At 72.6% G+C, this 16,437-nt stretch carries 19 protein-coding genes; 14 read left to right on the top strand and 5 right to left on the bottom strand.

All coding sequences use genetic code 11. The features are described 5' to 3' along the window. Window positions 1-103: 103 nt before the first annotated feature. The 3 genes from ABT116_RS14220 (at window position 104) to ABT116_RS14230 (ending at window position 2,758) form a co-directional block, all read left to right on the top strand. Window positions 104-1,078 (top strand): ABC transporter ATP-binding protein, encoded by a 975-nt coding sequence (locus tag ABT116_RS14220; protein ID WP_351632347.1) that lies wholly within the window; start codon window positions 104-106, stop codon window positions 1,076-1,078. A gap of 103 nt (window positions 1,079-1,181) precedes the next feature. Continuing rightward, window positions 1,182-2,003 carry an ABC transporter permease gene (locus ABT116_RS14225; protein ID WP_351632350.1) on the top strand — a complete coding sequence of 274 codons (822 nt, stop codon included), beginning with the start codon at window positions 1,182-1,184 and terminating at the stop codon, window positions 2,001-2,003. Window positions 2,004-2,059: 56 nt separating this feature from the next. Then, window positions 2,060-2,758 carry an AAA family ATPase gene (locus ABT116_RS14230; RefSeq protein WP_351632352.1) on the top strand — a complete coding sequence of 233 codons (699 nt, stop codon included), beginning with the start codon at window positions 2,060-2,062 and terminating at the stop codon, window positions 2,756-2,758. Window positions 2,759-3,081: 323 nt separating this feature from the next. Here the strand turns inward: ABT116_RS14230 and ybaK are convergent, their stop codons facing one another. The 4 genes from ybaK to ABT116_RS14250 all read right to left on the bottom strand — a co-directional run bounded on the left by ybaK (window position 3,082) and on the right by ABT116_RS14250 (window position 7,081). Next, window positions 3,082-3,579, bottom strand: a complete 498-nt coding sequence (ybaK, locus tag ABT116_RS14235) for a Cys-tRNA(Pro) deacylase (protein WP_351632355.1) — start codon at window positions 3,577-3,579, stop codon at window positions 3,082-3,084. 10 nt (window positions 3,580-3,589) lie between these two features. Beyond that, window positions 3,590-4,330 (bottom strand): LON peptidase substrate-binding domain-containing protein, encoded by a 741-nt coding sequence (locus ABT116_RS14240; RefSeq protein ID WP_351632358.1) that lies wholly within the window; start codon window positions 4,328-4,330, stop codon window positions 3,590-3,592. Window positions 4,331-4,341: 11 nt separating this feature from the next. After that, a complete protein-coding gene (locus tag ABT116_RS14245) occupies window positions 4,342-5,382 on the bottom strand; it encodes a hypothetical protein (protein ID WP_351632390.1) in 1,041 nt (346 codons plus the stop codon). Window positions 5,383-5,503: 121 nt separating this feature from the next. Beyond that, window positions 5,504-7,081, bottom strand: coding sequence for an oxidoreductase (locus ABT116_RS14250; RefSeq protein WP_351632361.1), 1,578 nt, complete (start codon window positions 7,079-7,081; stop codon window positions 5,504-5,506). Window positions 7,082-7,259: 178 nt separating this feature from the next. Here ABT116_RS14250 and hisD point away from each other — a divergent pair, with 178 nt between their 5' ends. From hisD to hisF, 8 genes are read left to right on the top strand one after another with little or no spacing between them, the layout of a single operon-like run. Beyond that, window positions 7,260-8,585 carry a histidinol dehydrogenase gene (gene hisD / locus ABT116_RS14255; protein ID WP_351632364.1) on the top strand — a complete coding sequence of 442 codons (1,326 nt, stop codon included), beginning with the start codon at window positions 7,260-7,262 and terminating at the stop codon, window positions 8,583-8,585. Further along, window positions 8,582-9,694, top strand: coding sequence for a histidinol-phosphate transaminase (locus ABT116_RS14260; protein WP_351632367.1), 1,113 nt, complete (start codon window positions 8,582-8,584; stop codon window positions 9,692-9,694). The genes hisD and ABT116_RS14260 overlap by 4 nt, the downstream gene beginning before the upstream one ends. Beyond that, window positions 9,691-10,284 carry an imidazoleglycerol-phosphate dehydratase HisB gene (hisB, locus tag ABT116_RS14265; RefSeq protein ID WP_053671868.1) on the top strand — a complete coding sequence of 198 codons (594 nt, stop codon included), beginning with the start codon at window positions 9,691-9,693 and terminating at the stop codon, window positions 10,282-10,284. The genes ABT116_RS14260 and hisB overlap by 4 nt, the downstream gene beginning before the upstream one ends. After that, a complete protein-coding gene (locus tag ABT116_RS14270) occupies window positions 10,281-10,445 on the top strand; it encodes a CG2302 family histidine operon protein (protein WP_030848333.1) in 165 nt (54 codons plus the stop codon). The genes hisB and ABT116_RS14270 overlap by 4 nt, the downstream gene beginning before the upstream one ends. After that, complete coding sequence (hisH, locus tag ABT116_RS14275; protein ID WP_502983866.1) at window positions 10,442-11,086, top strand: imidazole glycerol phosphate synthase subunit HisH; 645 nt, start codon at window positions 10,442-10,444, stop codon at window positions 11,084-11,086. Before ABT116_RS14270 ends, hisH begins: the two co-directional genes overlap by 4 nt. Further along, window positions 11,083-11,808 (top strand): bifunctional 1-(5-phosphoribosyl)-5-((5-phosphoribosylamino)methylideneamino)imidazole-4-carboxamide isomerase/phosphoribosylanthranilate isomerase PriA, encoded by a 726-nt coding sequence (priA, locus tag ABT116_RS14280; protein ID WP_351632373.1) that lies wholly within the window; start codon window positions 11,083-11,085, stop codon window positions 11,806-11,808. Before hisH ends, priA begins: the two co-directional genes overlap by 4 nt. Beyond that, window positions 11,805-12,206, top strand: a complete 402-nt coding sequence (locus tag ABT116_RS14285; protein ID WP_351632375.1) for a RidA family protein — start codon at window positions 11,805-11,807, stop codon at window positions 12,204-12,206. The genes priA and ABT116_RS14285 overlap by 4 nt, the downstream gene beginning before the upstream one ends. 13 nt (window positions 12,207-12,219) lie before the next feature. After that, the gene (gene hisF, locus ABT116_RS14290; RefSeq protein ID WP_351632376.1) at window positions 12,220-12,975 is read left to right on the top strand and encodes an imidazole glycerol phosphate synthase subunit HisF; all 756 of its coding nucleotides are present in this window, start codon (window positions 12,220-12,222) and stop codon (window positions 12,973-12,975) included. Window positions 12,976-13,037: 62 nt separating this feature from the next. Here hisF and ABT116_RS14295 read toward each other — a convergent pair whose 3' ends face one another. Beyond that, complete coding sequence (locus tag ABT116_RS14295) at window positions 13,038-13,673, bottom strand: TIGR03085 family metal-binding protein (RefSeq protein WP_351632378.1); 636 nt, start codon at window positions 13,671-13,673, stop codon at window positions 13,038-13,040. An 84-nt stretch (window positions 13,674-13,757) separates the two neighbouring features. Here ABT116_RS14295 and hisI point away from each other — a divergent pair, with 84 nt between their 5' ends. The 3 genes from hisI to ABT116_RS14310 are packed head-to-tail and all read left to right on the top strand — an operon-like array spanning window position 13,758 to window position 16,320. Beyond that, the gene (gene hisI / locus ABT116_RS14300) at window positions 13,758-14,144 is read left to right on the top strand and encodes a phosphoribosyl-AMP cyclohydrolase (RefSeq protein ID WP_351632380.1); all 387 of its coding nucleotides are present in this window, start codon (window positions 13,758-13,760) and stop codon (window positions 14,142-14,144) included. Between the two features lie 11 nt (window positions 14,145-14,155). After that, entirely contained in the window at window positions 14,156-15,637 is a 1,482-nt protein-coding gene (locus ABT116_RS14305; protein WP_351632382.1) for an anthranilate synthase component I, read from the top strand. 41 nt (window positions 15,638-15,678) lie between these two features. Then, on the top strand, window positions 15,679-16,320 hold the full coding sequence (locus ABT116_RS14310; protein ID WP_351632385.1) for a TIGR02234 family membrane protein: 642 nt from the start codon (window positions 15,679-15,681) through the stop codon (window positions 16,318-16,320). Window positions 16,321-16,437: the final 117 nt, after the last annotated feature.

The following is a 16,437-nucleotide window of genomic DNA, read 5'->3' on the forward strand; positions in this document are numbered from 1 at the left end:
CCGGTACGGACCGACCCGAGAGCGGACCGGGGCCGCCGACCCCGTAGTCTCGTCCCTTGTGAGTAAGCGCGCGGCACAGGCATTTCGGCACGATGGTGACGTCGTGTGCGCGGTGCGCGGGCTGACCAAGACCTATCCGGCGGTCCGGGGCCGGCGCGGCACTCCCGCAGCACCCGAGGTCCGGGCCACGGACGACGTGACGCTGGACATCCGCCGCGGCGAGATCTTCGGCCTGCTCGGTCCGAACGGCGCCGGCAAGTCCACCCTCGTGCGCCAGCTGACCGGGCTGATGCGGCCCGACCACGGCAGTGTGGAGATCCTCGGCCACGACATCGTGCGCCACCCCGAGCGGGCCGCGCGGATCCTCGCCTACCTCGGGCAGGAGTCGACCGCCCTCGACGAGCTGACCGTGTCGCTCGCCGCCGAGACCACCGGGCGGCTGCGCGGCCTGGACGTACGGCGGGCGCGGGCCGAGCGGGACGCCGTCCTCAACGAGCTGGGGCTCGCGCCGCTCGCCGGGCGGCCGCTGAAGAAGCTCTCCGGGGGCCAGCGGCGCCTGGCGTGCTTCGCGGCGGCCCTGGTGGGGGAGCGGCCGCTGCTGGTGCTCGACGAGCCGACCACCGGCATGGACCCGGTGGCGCGACGGGCCGTGTGGTCCGCCGTCGACCGGCGCAGGGCCGAGCGCGGGACGACCGTGCTGCTCGTGACGCACAACGTCATCGAGGCCGAGACGGTGCTGGACCGGGTGGCCGTCCTCGACCGGGGGCGGGTGATCGCCTGCGACTCGCCCGCCGGGCTCAAGGAGCAGGTCGCCGGTGAGGTGCGCGTCGACCTGGTGTGGCGGGACGCGGCTCCGCTGCACGTGCCCGAGGTGGCCGCGCTGAAGGACCGCGTCGTGGAGTCGGGCCGCCGCTGGACGCTCCGGCTCGGGCCCGAGGAGGCCCGGGCGGTCGTCGCGACCGTCACCGGCGGGGCCGCGTTCGCCGCTCTGGACGACTTCACCCTGGCCACGCCGAGCCTGGAGGACGTGTATCTCGCCCTCGGCGGTGCCGTGCAGCAGGGGCTGGTGAAGGTGTGAGCACCAGGACGCCGGACACGCGGGCCGTGAGCACACCGGCCGCCGCATCCGTACCGAACAGGCGACTGCCGCAGTGGACCCGAGCGAAGGGGAGCAGCGCGACGTGAGTGTCGTACCCGCCGATGTCCTGCCGGGCAGTGCCCTGGCCGTGGAGGAGCCCGCCGCGGGCGCGGCCGAGCTCGGGCCCCGGGCGCGGCTGTGGCCGTCGCTGGCGGCCGTGTACCGGGCCCAGCTGTCCCGGGCGAGGGTGGCGCGGATCCCGCTGCTGTTCGTGGCGACCTTCCAGTCCGTCGGGATCATGATCCTGATGCGCGGGGTCGTGGACGACGGGGCGGAGGCGCAGGCCGTGGTCGCCGGATCGTCGGTCCTCGTGGTCGCCTTCGTCGCGCTGAACCTGCTCGCGCAGTACTTCGGGCAGCTGCGGGCCAGTGGCGGGCTCGACCACTACGCGACGCTGCCCGTGCCGCCGGCGGCGGTGGTGCTGGGCGCGGCCGGCGCGTACGCGTCGTTCACCGTGCCCGGGACGGTCGTGACCGCGGTGTTCGGCTGTGTGCTGTTCGGGCTGCCGATGGCCCACCTGTGGGTCCTCATGGCCGTGATTCCGCTCGCGGGCGCCGCGCTCGCCGGGCTCGGTGCGGCGCTGGGGCTGCTCGCGCCCCGGCCGGAACTGGCCACGCTGCTGGGGCAGCTGGGCATGTCGGCGGCGCTGCTGCTGGGCGTGCTGCCGGCGGACCGGATGCCCGAGGTCGTGCGCTTCGCGCGGGACCTGCTGCCCTCGACGTACGGCGTGGAGGCCTTCGCGCGCACGTTCGGGCCGCATCCCGACTGGGCCTTCGTGCTCGGCGACCTCGCGGTGTGCGGGGCCGTGGGCGTCGTCTCGCTGGCCGTGGCGACCTGGGCGTACCGCCGGGCGGCCGTCCGTTGAGCGGGGAGCGGTCGTCCGGTGACGCGGCACACAGGCGGGCCTGGCACGATGGCAGGGTGACCGCACCACTGACTCCGCCACCGCCGCCGCATGGACACTCCGCACAGGGTTCGTGGCAGCCGCCGGACGCCGGGCCTGCGGCTCCCGGGTCCCAGCACGCCGAGTACGCAGGCCCCGGCTGGTACGGACAGGACGGCCCCGGGATGAAGACGGAACTGCGGGAGGCCGCGGTGATCGCCCTGGCCGTGGCGCTCGGCGGGGTGCTGCTCGGGGTGCTGTGGTGGTGGCTGGCGCCGCACGTGCCGCTGGTCGGCGACGTGGTGGAGAAGAACTGGGTCGTCTACCTCAAGGACACCGAGGGGGAGCAGGCGATCGGAGTCGACGGCACGTTCACGCTGCTCGGCCTGGCCTTCGGAGCGGTCAGCGCGCTGGTCGTCTTCCTGCTGCGGCGGCGCGGGGGCGTGCCGCTGGTGGTGGGGCTGGCCCTCGGGGGGCTGCTCGGGTCGCTGCTCGCCTGGCGGGTCGGGGTGTGGCTCGGCCCCGCCGAGGACGTGATCGCCCACGCGCGGGAAGTGGGGCGGGGGGTGACATTCTCCGCGCCGCTGAAGCTGGGAGCGAAGGGGGCGTTGCTGGCCTGGCCGTTTGCCGCGCTGGTGTTGCATCTCGGGCTCATGGCGTTGTTCGGGCCTCGGGATCCGGAACCGGAGTTCGCGCCGGGGCCGTATCCGCAACCGCCCACCGCCGACGACCGGTAGAGGCCGGGGTCGGCCGCCGCGGCGGCCGATGGGCGTGGGGTGGCCTGCCGCTGATGGCCGACGGGTGCGGGGCCGCCTTTTTCCGACGGCCGCCGATCCGCGACTGGCCGATCGACACCGGGACGGGCCTCTGCCAACGGCCGATCGACACCGGGACCGGCCTCTGCCAACGGCCGATGGGCGCGCGGAAGGCGGCCCTGCCGCCAGTGGCCGATGTACGCCGGGGCCGCCTGCCGCCGACGGGCCTCGGGATCACCCGACGTCCGATGGACGTCGGGGGCGTCCGTCATCGGCGGCCGATGGACGCCGGGGCCGTGAGGTCGCTAGCGGCCGATGGGAGCCAGGACCGCCTCGGTCAGCTTCTGCAGGGTTGCCGGGGGGAGTTCCACCTCCAGGCCCCTTCTGCCCGCCGACACGCAGATCGTCGCGTGCGCGGAGGCCGAGGCGTCGAGGACCGTCGGCAGCTTCTTGCGCTGGCCCAGGGGCGAGATGCCACCCCTGACATAGCCCGTCGTGCGCTCCGCCAGGGCCGGGTCGGCCATCGCCGCGCGCTTGCCGCCCACGGCCGCCGCCAGGGCCTTCAGGTCCAGTTGGCCCGCCACCGGGACCACCGCGACCGTCAGGGTGCCGTCGACGTCCGCGACCAGGGTCTTGAAGACGCGGTCGGGGGAGACGCCCATGGCCTCGGCCGCCTCCTCGCCGTAGGAGGGGTGCGCGGGGTCGTGGTCGTAGGAGTGGACCGTGTAGGCCGCGCCCGCCGCCGTGAGGGCCACCGTCGCCGGAGTGCCGCCCGGCTGCTGCTTCTTCGACTTCTTCGCCATGCCGATCCGCTCAGTTGAGGCTCATCGGGCCGCGCGTCAGCTCCGACGCCGGCAACGACGGCAGACTACGGATGATCGCCGTCTCGGAGCGAAGGAGTTTCAGCTCGTCGCGCAGGCGGGACGCGGTGTCCGGGGACTGGAGCAGGCGCTGTTTGGTCGGGGTGTCCAGCATCATGGCGGCCGCCACGAGGTACGACACCACGCCCGGCTCGTCCGGCAGGTCGGCCCCCGTCGCCAGGGACCGCTCCCGCGCCCCGGCCAGCCGCTTCTGGTACTGGCGGAAGGACCGCAGCACCCCCTCCGCCAACGGCGCGGCCTCGTCGCCCGGTTCCTCCTCCAGCGGCTCCAGCTCGGCCGTCAGGAAGGGCCCGGACGCCTCGACCGACAGCAGTTTCACCCGGGTCGTGCCGGTCGCCAGCACCTCGAAGGAGCCGTCGGTGCGCTCCCGGATCGTCGCCGCGTCCGCGATACAGCCCACCTTGTGGAACGCCTTCACCGGGTCCGTGCCGAAACCGGCCGCCGGCCCCCGCTCGGGCAGGGCCGTCGGGTCGGGCATGCCGGGCGCGCTCGGGGCCACCTCGTGGCCGTCGCGGATCGCCACGACGGCGAACCGGCGCGGCTCGTCCTCGGGCGTCTTCAGCAGCTCGCGCATCATGGCGCGATACCGCTCCTCGAAGACGTTGAGCGGGAGCACGAGCCCCGGGAACAACACCGAGTTCAGGGGGAAGAGGGGGAGCCGGACGGTGGTCACGACGCAAAAGCCTAATGGTCGCCGGGACGGACTCGTCCGCCCCGTTCACTCCGGGGATGCCCGGACGGGCTTCCGGCCGCCCCGACCGCCCCCGCCAGGATGTCCTCGCGTACCCGCAGGAAGTGACCGAGCGGGTCGTCCGACACCCGGTCCCAGGGGAAGGAGGTCGCGTACGGGCCGTTCAGGCGCAGCTGCTCGGCGGCGTCGGGCCAGCGCTCCAGGCGCGCCAGGACGAAGATCAGGAGGTTCCGCATCCGGGCCGGCCAGGGGTCGGCCGCCGGAAGCAGCGGGGACAGCGCGATCGCCCGGTCGGCCGCCGCGTCCAGTCGCTCGCGCGGCACCTCGGGCCCGCACCGGTCGGTGAGGTAGCCGAAGGCCGCCCGCAGCGGCAGGGCCTGGACGAGCGCGTCGGCGGGAGCGTCCTGGGCCGCCCGGTCGGCGAAGTCGAAGCACTCGTGGTGCGAGCCGTGCCAGTAGGTGGCCAGGTAGCGCAGGGCCGCCACATGGCAGCCGTAGTGGTGCGGGGCACGGCGTACGGCCGCCGCCCACAGCTCCTCGAAGTACGTGTGCCCCGCCTGTGCGCCCCGGGCGTGGTCGAGCGCCAGCCGCCACGGCACGGGGTCCCGCTGGTCGCCCCGGGCGGCTGCCGTGATCAGCGGGCTCACCTCGCGCAGCAGCTCGGCCCGGGCCGGTGACTGCCAGGCACGGTCCACCGCCAGCTGGGCCCCGACCAGCAGCGCGTCGGGGTCCTGCGGGGCGATGGCGAGCCAGGCGTCCAGCCACTCGGGCCGCGAGCGGGCGAAGGCGGCCAGCCGGGTCACGTACCGGTCGCGCCGCTCCCATTCGCAGGCCGCGCGGGTGGCGAGGAGCAGGGTCGCGGCCGGACCGTGGTCGCCCCGGGCGGCGGCGACCAGCGCCGGACTCAGCCGGGCGTCGGGCGCGTCGAGCAGCACCTCGTCGCCGGCGCACGGCTCGCCGACGAGGTGGGGGGAGGTCCTTGCCATCCGGCTCGCGCGGATGAACGGGAGCTGCATTGCCATGGTGCCGACCATTGAAAGTCGGCTGGTCATGACGGCGCCAGACTGTTCATGGAACCTACGGAAAGTTGTACATCCGATGGTCAAGAGAACGTAAAACCGTGACAGATCAATAACTGTGGTCACACCAGCACCATCAGTTGCGCCGCAACAGCCGCGTCGCCCCCGCCGCCACCGTCGTCGCCAGGATCCAGCCCAGCAGGATCATCGCCGTCGCCAGCCACTGCCAGGCCCCGCGCAGCTGCCAGAAGCCCACCTGGCCCAGGTCGATGACCGGCAGCAGCAGATCGAGGGTGAAGAGCGTGGGGTTCCACTCCGGATGTTCGCCCCGCTTCATCGGCGGATGGCCGGCCTGCGCGAAGGCGAGGGAGCCCGCCGCCCACAGCACCGCCATCCACACCGCGGCCCGGCCCGGCCGGTATCCGTAGGCGACTGTCCAGTCCTGCGCGTAGCCCCACAGCTTGGCTGCCATCGGCAGGCTCTCGCGGTGCCGGCGCTGCTTGGCGAGCAGCACCTCGCGGGCGTCCTCGTCCTCCCCGCCGGCCCGCAGCACGGACGCGAGGCGTTCGTACGGCTCCGGGTTGTACTCGGCGGTCGCCGCGGCCACCCAGTCCAGCCGCTCGGCCAGGGGGAACGGCCCGCGCGGCACCAGGTTCTCGTAGGCGAAACCGCCCATGTGCAGCCGCCCCGGGCCCGGCCAGGCGTCCGCCCGGTCCATCAGGTTGACGACCTTCGCCCCGGACAGCACCACCCGCCCGCGCACCGGCTGCTCCCCGAGGAACCGCAGCTCCGGCGTCTGCACCCGGCGCAGCGACAGCTCCTGGTCGTCCGTGAGGGTGAACCGGGCCTGCTCGAAGTCGACGGCGTCGCCGAACCGGCCGTCGTCCAGCCGGATACCGCCCTCGCAGGCGAAGCGCTGGATCCGCGTCCCCTGCGCCGGGGTCATCCCGCTCATCGCCTGGGCGCCGACCCCCGCCGGCGTCAGATAGAGGCTGCGCTCGACGGTCAGCTGCGGGGCGTTCAGCGCGAGCCGCTCGTAGGGGTTGGACAGCCGCGCCCCGCGCAGGCTCAGGGAGACGCCGACGGTGGCGGCGCGCAGGCTCAGCTCGCCGTGCGACGCCAGCAGCTCGGCCTGTAAGTCCTGGCCGACGGTCATGCCGTCCGCGGCGATCGACCGGCCGCTGTGGTCCCGGTGCACGATCGCCTGGTTGAGCATCAGGTCCGTGCCGATCTGCGCGTCCGTGAGCCGGATGCCGTGGTGGAAGCGGCAGCGCGGCAGATGCAGATCGCCCTCGGTGTGCACCCGGGCCGCCTCCAGCCGGGGCACCGAGCAGTCCACCATCCGCAGGGTCGTGAAGCGGGCCTCCGGCAGCAGCACGTCCTGCTCGAAACGGCACCGGCGCATCTCGACGTACGGCACCACCGTGCCACCCGCGAGGTCCAGCGAGCCGCTGATCTGCACGCCCATCAGCTTCAAGGACGACACGCGGCCGGCCAGGGCGGGCGGGCCGTCGAGCAGCAGCCAGCACACGATCCGGGCCCGTACGGTCCGCTCAGCGCCCCAGGGGTGGCCGCCGTGCGGATCGTCCACCACGGCGTCGCCGCTGCTCAGGTCGTACACGGTGCCGTTGCGGAAGGCCTGCCACATGCCGGCCTCGGCCGCGGTCAGGTCCTCGGGCAGCTCCCCGGCACGGACGCCGGCCCCCTCGGTCACAGCTTTTCCATCCTCCCCGGGTACTCACGGGTCACTTCCTTCGTACATCCGTTCATGCCCGCTGCGTGACGCCCCCAACACACAAAGTGAAGGGGACCTTCCGGGGTCCGGCGACACTCTGTATCAGCCATTGATACGCGCGGACGACGCCTCACCCGGGTCTGAGAGAATTGAGCACGTGATCTCCCGAATCGACCTGCGCGGCGACGCCCTTCCCGAGGGCCCCGCCCTGCGCGACCTGCTGCCCCGAGCCGACTTCGACGTAGCGGCCGCCCTGGAGAAGGTGCGTCCGATCTGCGAGGACGTGCATCATCGGGGCGACGCGGCGCTGATCGACGCGGCCGAGCGGTTCGACGGGGTCAGGCTCGATCAGGTGCGGGTTCCGGCCGCCGCGCTCACGCGCGCGCTGGAGGAGCTCGACCCGGCCGTGCGCGCGGCCCTGGAGGAGTCCATCCGCCGCGCCCGGATCGTCCACCGCGAGCAGCGCCGCGAGACCCACGCCACCCAGGTCGTGCCCGGCGGTAGCGTCACCGAGAAGTGGGTGCCGGTCGACCGCGTCGGGCTCTACGCGCCCGGCGGCCGGTCCGTGTATCCGTCCTCCGTGATCATGAACGTGGTGCCGGCGCAGGAGGCCGGCGTCGGGTCCGTCGCGCTCGCCTCGCCCGCCCAGGCCGACTTCGGCGGCCTGCCGCACCCGACGATCCTCGCCGCCTGCGCGCTGCTCGGCGTCGACGAGGTGTACGCGGCCGGCGGCGCCACGGCCGTCGCCATGTTCGCCTACGGCACCGAGTCCTGCGCGCCCGCGAACATGGTCACCGGCCCCGGCAACATCTGGGTCGCCGCCGCCAAGCGCTACTTCACCGGCAGGATCGGCATCGACGCCGAGGCCGGCCCGACCGAGATCGCGGTCCTCGCCGACGACACGGCCGACCCGGTGCACGTCGCCTCCGACCTGATCAGCCAGGCCGAGCACGACCCGCTGGCCGCCGCCGTCCTCGTCACCGACTCCGTCGAACTCGCCGACGCGGTCGAGAAGGAACTGGAGCTGCAGGTCGCCGCCACCAAGCACGTCGACGACCGGATCGTCCCGGCCCTGTCGGGCAGGCAGTCCGCGATCGTGCTGGTCGACGGCGTCGACGAGGGCCTCAAGGTGGTCGACGCGTACGGCGCCGAGCACCTGGAGATCCAGACGGCCGACGCCGCCGCCGTCGCCGACCGCGTCCGCAACGCCGGGGCGATCTTCATCGGCCCCTGGGCCCCGGTCTCCCTCGGCGACTACGCGGCGGGCTCCAACCACGTCCTGCCCACCGGCGGCTGCGCCTGCCACTCCTCGGGCCTGTCCGTCCAGTCCTTCCTGCGCGGCATCCACATCGTCGACTACACGCAGGACGCGCTGGCCGAGGTCGCGCACCACGTGGTGACGCTGGCGGAGGCGGAGGACCTGCCCGCGCACGGCGCGGCGATCAAGGCGAGGTTCGACTGGAAGGTTCCCCAGGGCAAGTGAGCGACGTACGCATCGATGATCTCCCCGTACGGGACGAGCTGCGCGGCAAGTCCCCCTACGGCGCGCCCCAGCTGGACGTCCCCGTACGGCTGAACACCAACGAGAACCCCTACCCGCTGCCCGAGGCGCTGGTCGAGCGGATCGCCGAGCGGGTCCGTGAGGCCGCCCGGAACCTCAACCGCTACCCGGACCGGGACGCGGTCGAGCTGCGCACACGGCTGGCCGAGTACCTCACCGACACCTCCGGCCACGAGGTCGGCGTGGCCAACGTCTGGGCGGCCAACGGCTCCAACGAGGTCCTCCAGCAGTTGCTGCAGACCTTCGGCGGACCGGGCCGCACGGCCATCGGCTTCGAGCCGTCGTACTCGATGCACGGCCTCATCTCGCGCGGCACCGGCACGGGCTGGATCTCCGGCCCGCGCAACGAGGACTTCACGATCGACCTCGCCGCCGCCGAGAAGGCGATCGCCGAGAACGAGCCGGACGTCGTCTTCATCACCACTCCCAACAATCCCACCGGCACGGCCGTTCCGCCCGAGACGGTCCTCGCGCTGTACGAGGCCGCGCAGGCGGCCAAGCCGTCGATGGTCGTCGTCGACGAGGCGTACATCGAGTTCAGCCACGGCGACTCGCTGCTGCCGCTGATCGAGGGCCGTCCGAACCTCGTCGTCTCCCGCACGATGTCGAAGGCGTTCGGCGCGGCGGGCCTGCGCCTGGGCTACCTCGCCGCGCACCCGGCCGTCGTCGACGCCGTCCAGCTGGTCCGGCTGCCCTACCACCTGTCGGCCGTCACCCAGGCCACCGCCCTGGCCGCCCTGGAACACACCGGCACCCTGCTGGGCTACGTCGAGCAGCTCAAGGCCGAACGGGACCGCCTGGTCACCGAACTGCTCGCCCTCGGCTACGAGGTGACCGCGTCGGACGCGAACTTCGTGCAGTTCGGCCACTTCGAGGACTCCCACGAGACCTGGCGGAAGATCCTCGACCGGGGCGTCCTGGTCCGGGACAACGGCGTGCCCGGCTGGCTCCGGGTCACCGCCGGAACCCCCGAAGAGAACGACGCGTTCCTCGACGCGGTACGTGAACTGAAGAAGGAGCAGAGCGCATGAGCCGCGTAGGACGCATAGAGCGGGTGACCAAGGAGACCTCGGTCCTCGTCGAGATCGACCTCGACGGTACCGGCAAGACCGACATCAAGACCGGCGTCGGCTTCTACGACCACATGCTCGACCAGCTCGGCCGGCACGGTCTGTTCGACCTCACCGTGAAGACCGAGGGCGATCTGCACATCGACTCGCACCACACCATCGAGGACACCGCCCTCGCCCTCGGCGCCGCCTTCAAGCAGGCCCTCGGCGACAAGGTCGGCATCTACCGCTTCGGCAACTGCACGGTCCCGCTGGACGAGTCCCTCGCCCAGGTCACCGTCGACCTGTCCGGCCGCCCCTACCTCGTGCACACCGAGCCCGAGAAGATGGCGCCGATGATCGGCGAGTACGACACCACCATGACCCGGCACATCCTGGAGTCCTTCGTGGCCCAGGCGCAGATCGCGCTGCACGTGCACGTGCCCTACGGGCGCAACGCGCACCACATCGTGGAGTGCCAGTTCAAGGCGCTCGCCCGGGCCCTGCGGTACGCGTCCGAGCGCGACCCGCGCGCGGCCGGCATCCTCCCCTCCACGAAGGGCGCCCTGTGAACGGCACCTCGACCCTGCTGATCGTCGTCGGCCTGTTCCTCGTCGGCGGGATCTACTCCTTCATCAAGCAGAAGATGCCCAAGGGCCTCATCGTGCTGCTGTCGATCGGCGCCGCGATGTGCCTGGCGGCCGGTGTGGTGAGGCTGGAGGTGTGGAATTGAGCAGCCCCCGCAAGCAAGTGGTGGTCTTCGACTACGGCTTCGGCAACGTCCGTTCCGCCGAACGCGCCCTCGCGCGCGCGGGAGCCGACGTCGAGATCACGCGTGACTACGACAAGGCCATGAACGCCGACGGCCTGCTGGTGCCCGGCGTCGGCGCCTTCGCCTCCTGCATGACGGGCCTGCGCGAGGCACGCGGCGACTGGATCGTCGACCGCCGGCTCTCCGGCGGCCGTCCGGTCATGGGCATCTGCGTCGGCATGCAGATCCTCTTCGCACGCGGCATCGAGCACGGCGTGGAGAGCGAGGGCCTCGACGAGTGGCCCGGCTCGGTCGAGCCGCTCCAGGCCGAGATCGTGCCCCACATGGGCTGGAACACCGTGGAGGCGGCGCCCGGTTCGCAGCTGATCGCCGGCCTCGACGCGGACGCCCGCTTCTACTTCGTGCACTCCTACGCCGTCCACGACTGGTCGCTCGAGACGCACAACCCGACGATCGAGGCCCCCAAGGTCACCTGGTCCACGCACGGCAAGCCGTTCGTCGCGGCCGTCGAGAACGGCGCCCTGTGGGCCACCCAGTTCCACCCCGAGAAGTCCGGCGACGCCGGAGCCCAGCTCCTCACCAACTGGATCGGAACACTGTGAGCAAGCTCGAACTCCTCCCAGCCGTGGACGTCCGTGACGGCCAGGCCGTCCGTCTGGTGCACGGTGAGTCCGGCTCGGAGACCTCCTACGGCTCCCCGCTGGAGGCCGCCCTCGCCTGGCAGCGCTCCGGCGCCGAGTGGCTGCACCTGGTCGACCTGGACGCCGCGTTCGGCACCGGCGACAACCGTGAGCTGATCGCCGAGGTCGCCCAGGCCATGGACATCAAGGTGGAGCTCTCCGGCGGCATCCGCGACGACGACACCCTCGCCGCCGCCCTCGCCACCGGCTGCAAGCGCGTCAACCTGGGCACGGCCGCCCTGGAGACGCCGCAGTGGGTCGCCAAGGTCATCGCGGAGCACGGCGACAAGATCGCCGTCGGTCTCGACGTCCGCGGCACGACCCTGCGCGGCCGCGGCTGGACCCGCGACGGCGGCGACCTCTACGAGACGCTGGAGCGCCTCGACAAGGAGGGCTGCGCGCGGTACGTCGTCACCGACATCGCCAAGGACGGCACGCTCCAGGGCCCGAACCTGGAACTGCTGCGCAACGTGTGCGCCGCCACCGACCGCCCGGTCGTGGCCTCCGGCGGGGTCTCCTCGCTCGACGACCTGCGGGCCATCGCCGAACTCGTCCCGCTCGGTGTCGAAGGAGCCATCGTCGGGAAGGCGCTGTACGCGAAGGCGTTCACCCTTGAAGAGGCCTTGGAGGCTGTGTCGTCATGACCGTGCGGCGTGTGCAGAGCGGAAGTCCCTGGGAAGAGTCCTTCGGTTTTGCACGCGCCGTCGAGGCGGGTGACCGTGTGCTCGTCGCGGGCACGACCGCCTTCAAGGGCGACGTGCTCTACGGCGAGGGCGACCCGTACGAGCAGGCCAAGGTGGCCTTCACCACCGCCCTGGAGGCGATCGCCGAGCTCGGGCTCGCACCCGAGTCCGTGATCCGCACCCGTGTGTACCTGGCACACGCCCGGGACGTCGACGCGGTGGGCCGGGCCCACAAGGAACTGTTCGACGCCGTACGCCCGGTCACGACTCTGCTGGTCGTGCAGGGCTTCATCGACTCCCGGGTCCTGGTGTCGGTGGAAGTGGAAGCATTCAGAGGGACACCTTCGGAAGAACACTAGAGGAGCACGATTCATGACCCTGGCGGTCCGAGTCATCCCCTGCCTGGACGTGGACAACGGCCGGGTCGTCAAGGGCGTCAACTTCCAGAACCTGCGCGACGCGGGTGACCCCGTCGAGATGGCCAAGGTGTACGACGCCGAGGGCGCCGACGAGCTGACGTTCCTGGACATCACCGCCTCGTCGGGCGACCGCGAGACCACCTACGACGTCGTGCGCCGCACGGCCGAGCAGGTGTTCATCCCGCTCACGGTCGGCGGCGGCGTCCGCACCGCCGGGGACGTGGACAAGCTGCTGCGGGCGGGAGCGGACAAGGTCGGCGTCAACACCGCCGCCATCGCCCGCCCCGACCTGATCCGCGAGATCGCCGAGCGCTTCGGCCGCCAGGTGCTGGTCCTGTCGGTCGACGCCCGCCGCACCGAGTCGGGCTCCTTCGAGGTCACCACCCACGGCGGCCGCAAGGGCACCGGCATCGACGCCGTCGAATGGGCCCACCGGGCCGCGGAACTGGGCGCGGGCGAGATCCTGCTCAACTCGATGGATGCCGACGGCACCAAGGACGGCTACGACCTGGAGATGATCCGGGCCGTCCGCAAGCACGTCACGGTCCCCGTCATCGCCTCGGGCGGCGCGGGCAGGCTGGGCGACTTCCCCCCGGCCGTCGAGGCCGGCGCGGACGCGGTCCTGGCCGCATCGGTGTTCCACTTCGGGGACCTGCGCATCGGCCAGGTCAAGGAGACGCTGCGGGAGGCGGGCCACCCGGTGCGGTGACCCGCCCCTGCCAGCCGAGAGGCCCCGGCCGCGTGCCGCGACCGGGGCTCCGGCATGCCCGCTCAGATCCCGAGCTGCTTGGACTCGTTGAGTTTCGCGATCGCGTTCTCGTCGCCGTCCAGGTCGACCTTGGCCGCGCTCTGGCGGCCGTAGGAGAACAGGACCAGCTCGGACGGCTCCCCGGTGACCGTGACCACCGGGGTGCCGCGGTGGGCGACCGCCGTCTGGCCGTCGGGGCGGCGCAGGACCAGGCCCGTCGGGACGCCGCGGCCCATCAGGCGGGCGGTGCGCTCCAGGCGGGACCACAGGGCGTCCTGGAACACCGGGTCGAGATCGCGCGGCGACCAGTCGGGCTGGGCGCGGCGCACGTCCTCGGTGTGGACGTAGAACTCGATGATGTTCGACGCCTCGTCGACCGGCTTGAGGGAGAAGGGGGAGAACCGCGGGGGACCCGTACGGATCAGCTGGATCAGCTCCTCGTACGGCTTGTCGGTGTACTCCGCCATCACCTTGTCCAGGCGCGGCGCGAGCTGCTTGATCAGCATCCCGCCGGCGGCGTCCGGGCGGCGCTCGCGCACCACCACGTGCGCGGCGAGGTCCCGGGTCCTCCAGCCCTCGCACAGGGTGGGCGCGTCCGGGCCCGCGGTCTCCAACAGGTCGGCGAGGAGAAGTCGTTCACGCTTGGCATGGGTCGACATGCGGCCCAGCCTACGACCGGCCCCCCGGTCCGCCCAGTGGACACTCCACCAGGCACGTCAGTGGCGCGCGGCACAATGGTCACCATGACCAGCACGCCCAGCCGCCTCGACCCGGAGATCGCCGCGCGCATCAAGCGCAGCCCCGACGGCCTCCTGCCCGCCATCGCCCAGCAGTACGACACCGGAGAGGTGCTGATGCTCGGCTGGATGGACGACGAGGCGCTGCACCGCACCCTGACCACCGGCCGGTGCACGTACTGGTCGCGCAGCCGCCGGGAGTACTGGGTCAAGGGCGACACCTCCGGCCACTTCCAGTGGGTGAAGTCCGTCGCCCTGGACTGCGACGCCGACACCGTGCTCGTCAAGGTCGACCAGGTCGGCGCCGCCTGCCACACCGGTGCCCGGACCTGTTTCGACGAGGACGTGCTCCTCAAAGGCGGCGGCTCCGACCGCCCCGCCCGGGATCAGTAAGGTCAGCGGCCATGGACCTCGAGACGTTCCGCAAGCTCGCCACCGACCGGCGGGTCATCCCCGTCACCCGCAAGCTCCTCGCCGACGGCGACACCCCGGTCGCGCTCTACCGCAAGCTCGCCGCCGAGCGGCCCGGCACCTTCCTGCTGGAGTCCGCGGAGAACGGCCGCTCGTGGTCCCGGTACTCCTTCGTGGGCGTGCGGTCCGCCGCGACGCTGACCGCACGCGACGGCCAGGCCCACTGGCTCGGCGCCCCGCCCGTAGGCGTCCCCACCGACGGCGATCCCCTCGCCGCCCTGCGCGCCACCATCGAAACCCTGCACACGCCCCACCAGGAGGGCATGCCGCCCTTCACCGGCGGCATGGTCGGCTACCTCGGCTACGACATCGTCCGCCGCCTGGAGAAGATCGGCCCCGGCGAGCGCGACGACCTGAAGCTGCCTGAGCTGACCATGCTCCTCACCAGCGACCTGGCCGTCATGGACCACTGGGAGGGCTCGGTCCTGCTGATCGCCAACGCGATCAACCACAACGACCTGGAGACGGGCGTCGACGAGGCACACGCCGACGCCGTCGCCCGCCTCGACGCGATGGAGGCCGACCTCTCCCGCGCGGTCGCCCAGCCCCCGGCCGTCCTCCCGCCCTCCGAGCTCCCCGAGTACACCGCGCTGTGGGGCGGCCCCGACTTCCAGGTGGCCGTCGAGGACATCAAGGAGCGCATCCGGGCCGGAGAGGCCTTCCAGGTGGTCCCCTCCCAGCGCTTCGAGACGCCGTGCACCGCGAGCGCCCTGGACGTCTACCGGGTCCTGCGGGCCACCAACCCCTCCCCGTACATGTACCTGTTCCGTTTCGACGGGTTCGACGTCGTCGGCTCGTCCCCCGAGGCCCTGGTCAAGGTCGAGGACGGCCGGGCCATGGTGCACCCCATCGCCGGCACCCGCTGGCGCGGCGCCACCCCACAGGAGGACCAGGCCCTCGCCGACGAGCTGCTCGCCGACCCCAAGGAACGCGCCGAGCACCTCATGCTCGTGGACCTGGGACGCAACGACCTGGGACGGGTCTGCGAGCCCGGCTCGGTCGAGGTCGTCGACTTCATGTCCGTCGAGCGGTACTCGCATGTCATGCACATCGTCTCGACCGTGACGGGCCGCGTCGCCCCGGGCCGCACCGCCTTCGACGTGCTCACCGCGTGCTTCCCGGCCGGCACCCTCTCGGGCGCCCCCAAGCCCCGCGCCATGCAGATCATCGACGAACTCGAACCGTCCCGCCGCGGCCTCTACGGCGGCTGCGTCGGCTACCTCGACTTCGCCGGGGACTCCGACACCGCCATCGCCATCCGCACGGCCCTCCTGCGCGACGGCACCGCCTACGTCCAGGCCGGCGCGGGCATCGTCGCCGACTCCGACCCGGTCGCCGAGGACACCGAGTGCCGCAACAAGGCGGCCGCGGTCCTGCGGGCCGTCCACACGGCGAACCGGCTCGGAAAGGCCTGAGATGAACCCCGGGTGACGGTTCGCCCGGGCTTCAGGCGATAGTGGGGTACGTGACTGCTGTACCTCACCCCCGTTCCGAAGCCCCCGGATCCGCCCGGGCCGGCCGCCTGAGCCTCGCCGTCGCGCTGCTGAGCGGCGCCCTCGGCGCTGCCGTGGCGCTGCTCGCCACCCGGCAGGAGTGGTCGCAGGGCACCGCGACGGTGGCCGGCGGCGCCTTCCCCCTGACCGCCAAGGGCAGCGACGTCACGGGCGTTCCCGCGGCGCTCGCCATAGTGGGCCTCGCCGCACTCGTCGCCGTGTTCGCGGTCCGCCGCGCCGGCCGCCTGGTCGTCGCCGCCCTGCTGGCGCTCTCCGGCGTCGGCATCGTCGCCGCGGCCCTGCTCGGCGCCTCCGACAGCGCCGCGCTCGACGAGCAGGCCGCGCAGGCCTCCGGCGACACCTCGGCCTCCGTCGACGCCCTCAGCCACACCGCCTGGCCGTACGTCGCGGTCGTCGGCGGCGCCCTGATCCTCCTGGCCGGGCTGCTCGCCCTGCGGTACGGCCGGCTGTGGCCCGGCATGTCCGGCCGCTACGAGCGGACCGGCACGCCCCAGCCCCGCCCCAAGACCCCCGCCGTCGACCCCGACCGGCCCGAGGACCTGTGGAAGGCGCTCGACCGCGGCGAGGACCCGACCGGGGCCTGAGCCCACACGGGCGACCGGCGCGACCGGGGGAGTACCCCCGCTCACCCCGCACGCGCGCGTGCGGGACAATGGGCCCGAGCGTCCTGCTCAGACACGCACACAGCAACGAGGAGCAAG

This window comes from Streptomyces sp. NPDC002130 (assembly GCF_040296465.1).
Lineage (GTDB): Bacteria > Actinomycetota > Actinomycetes > Streptomycetales > Streptomycetaceae > Streptomyces.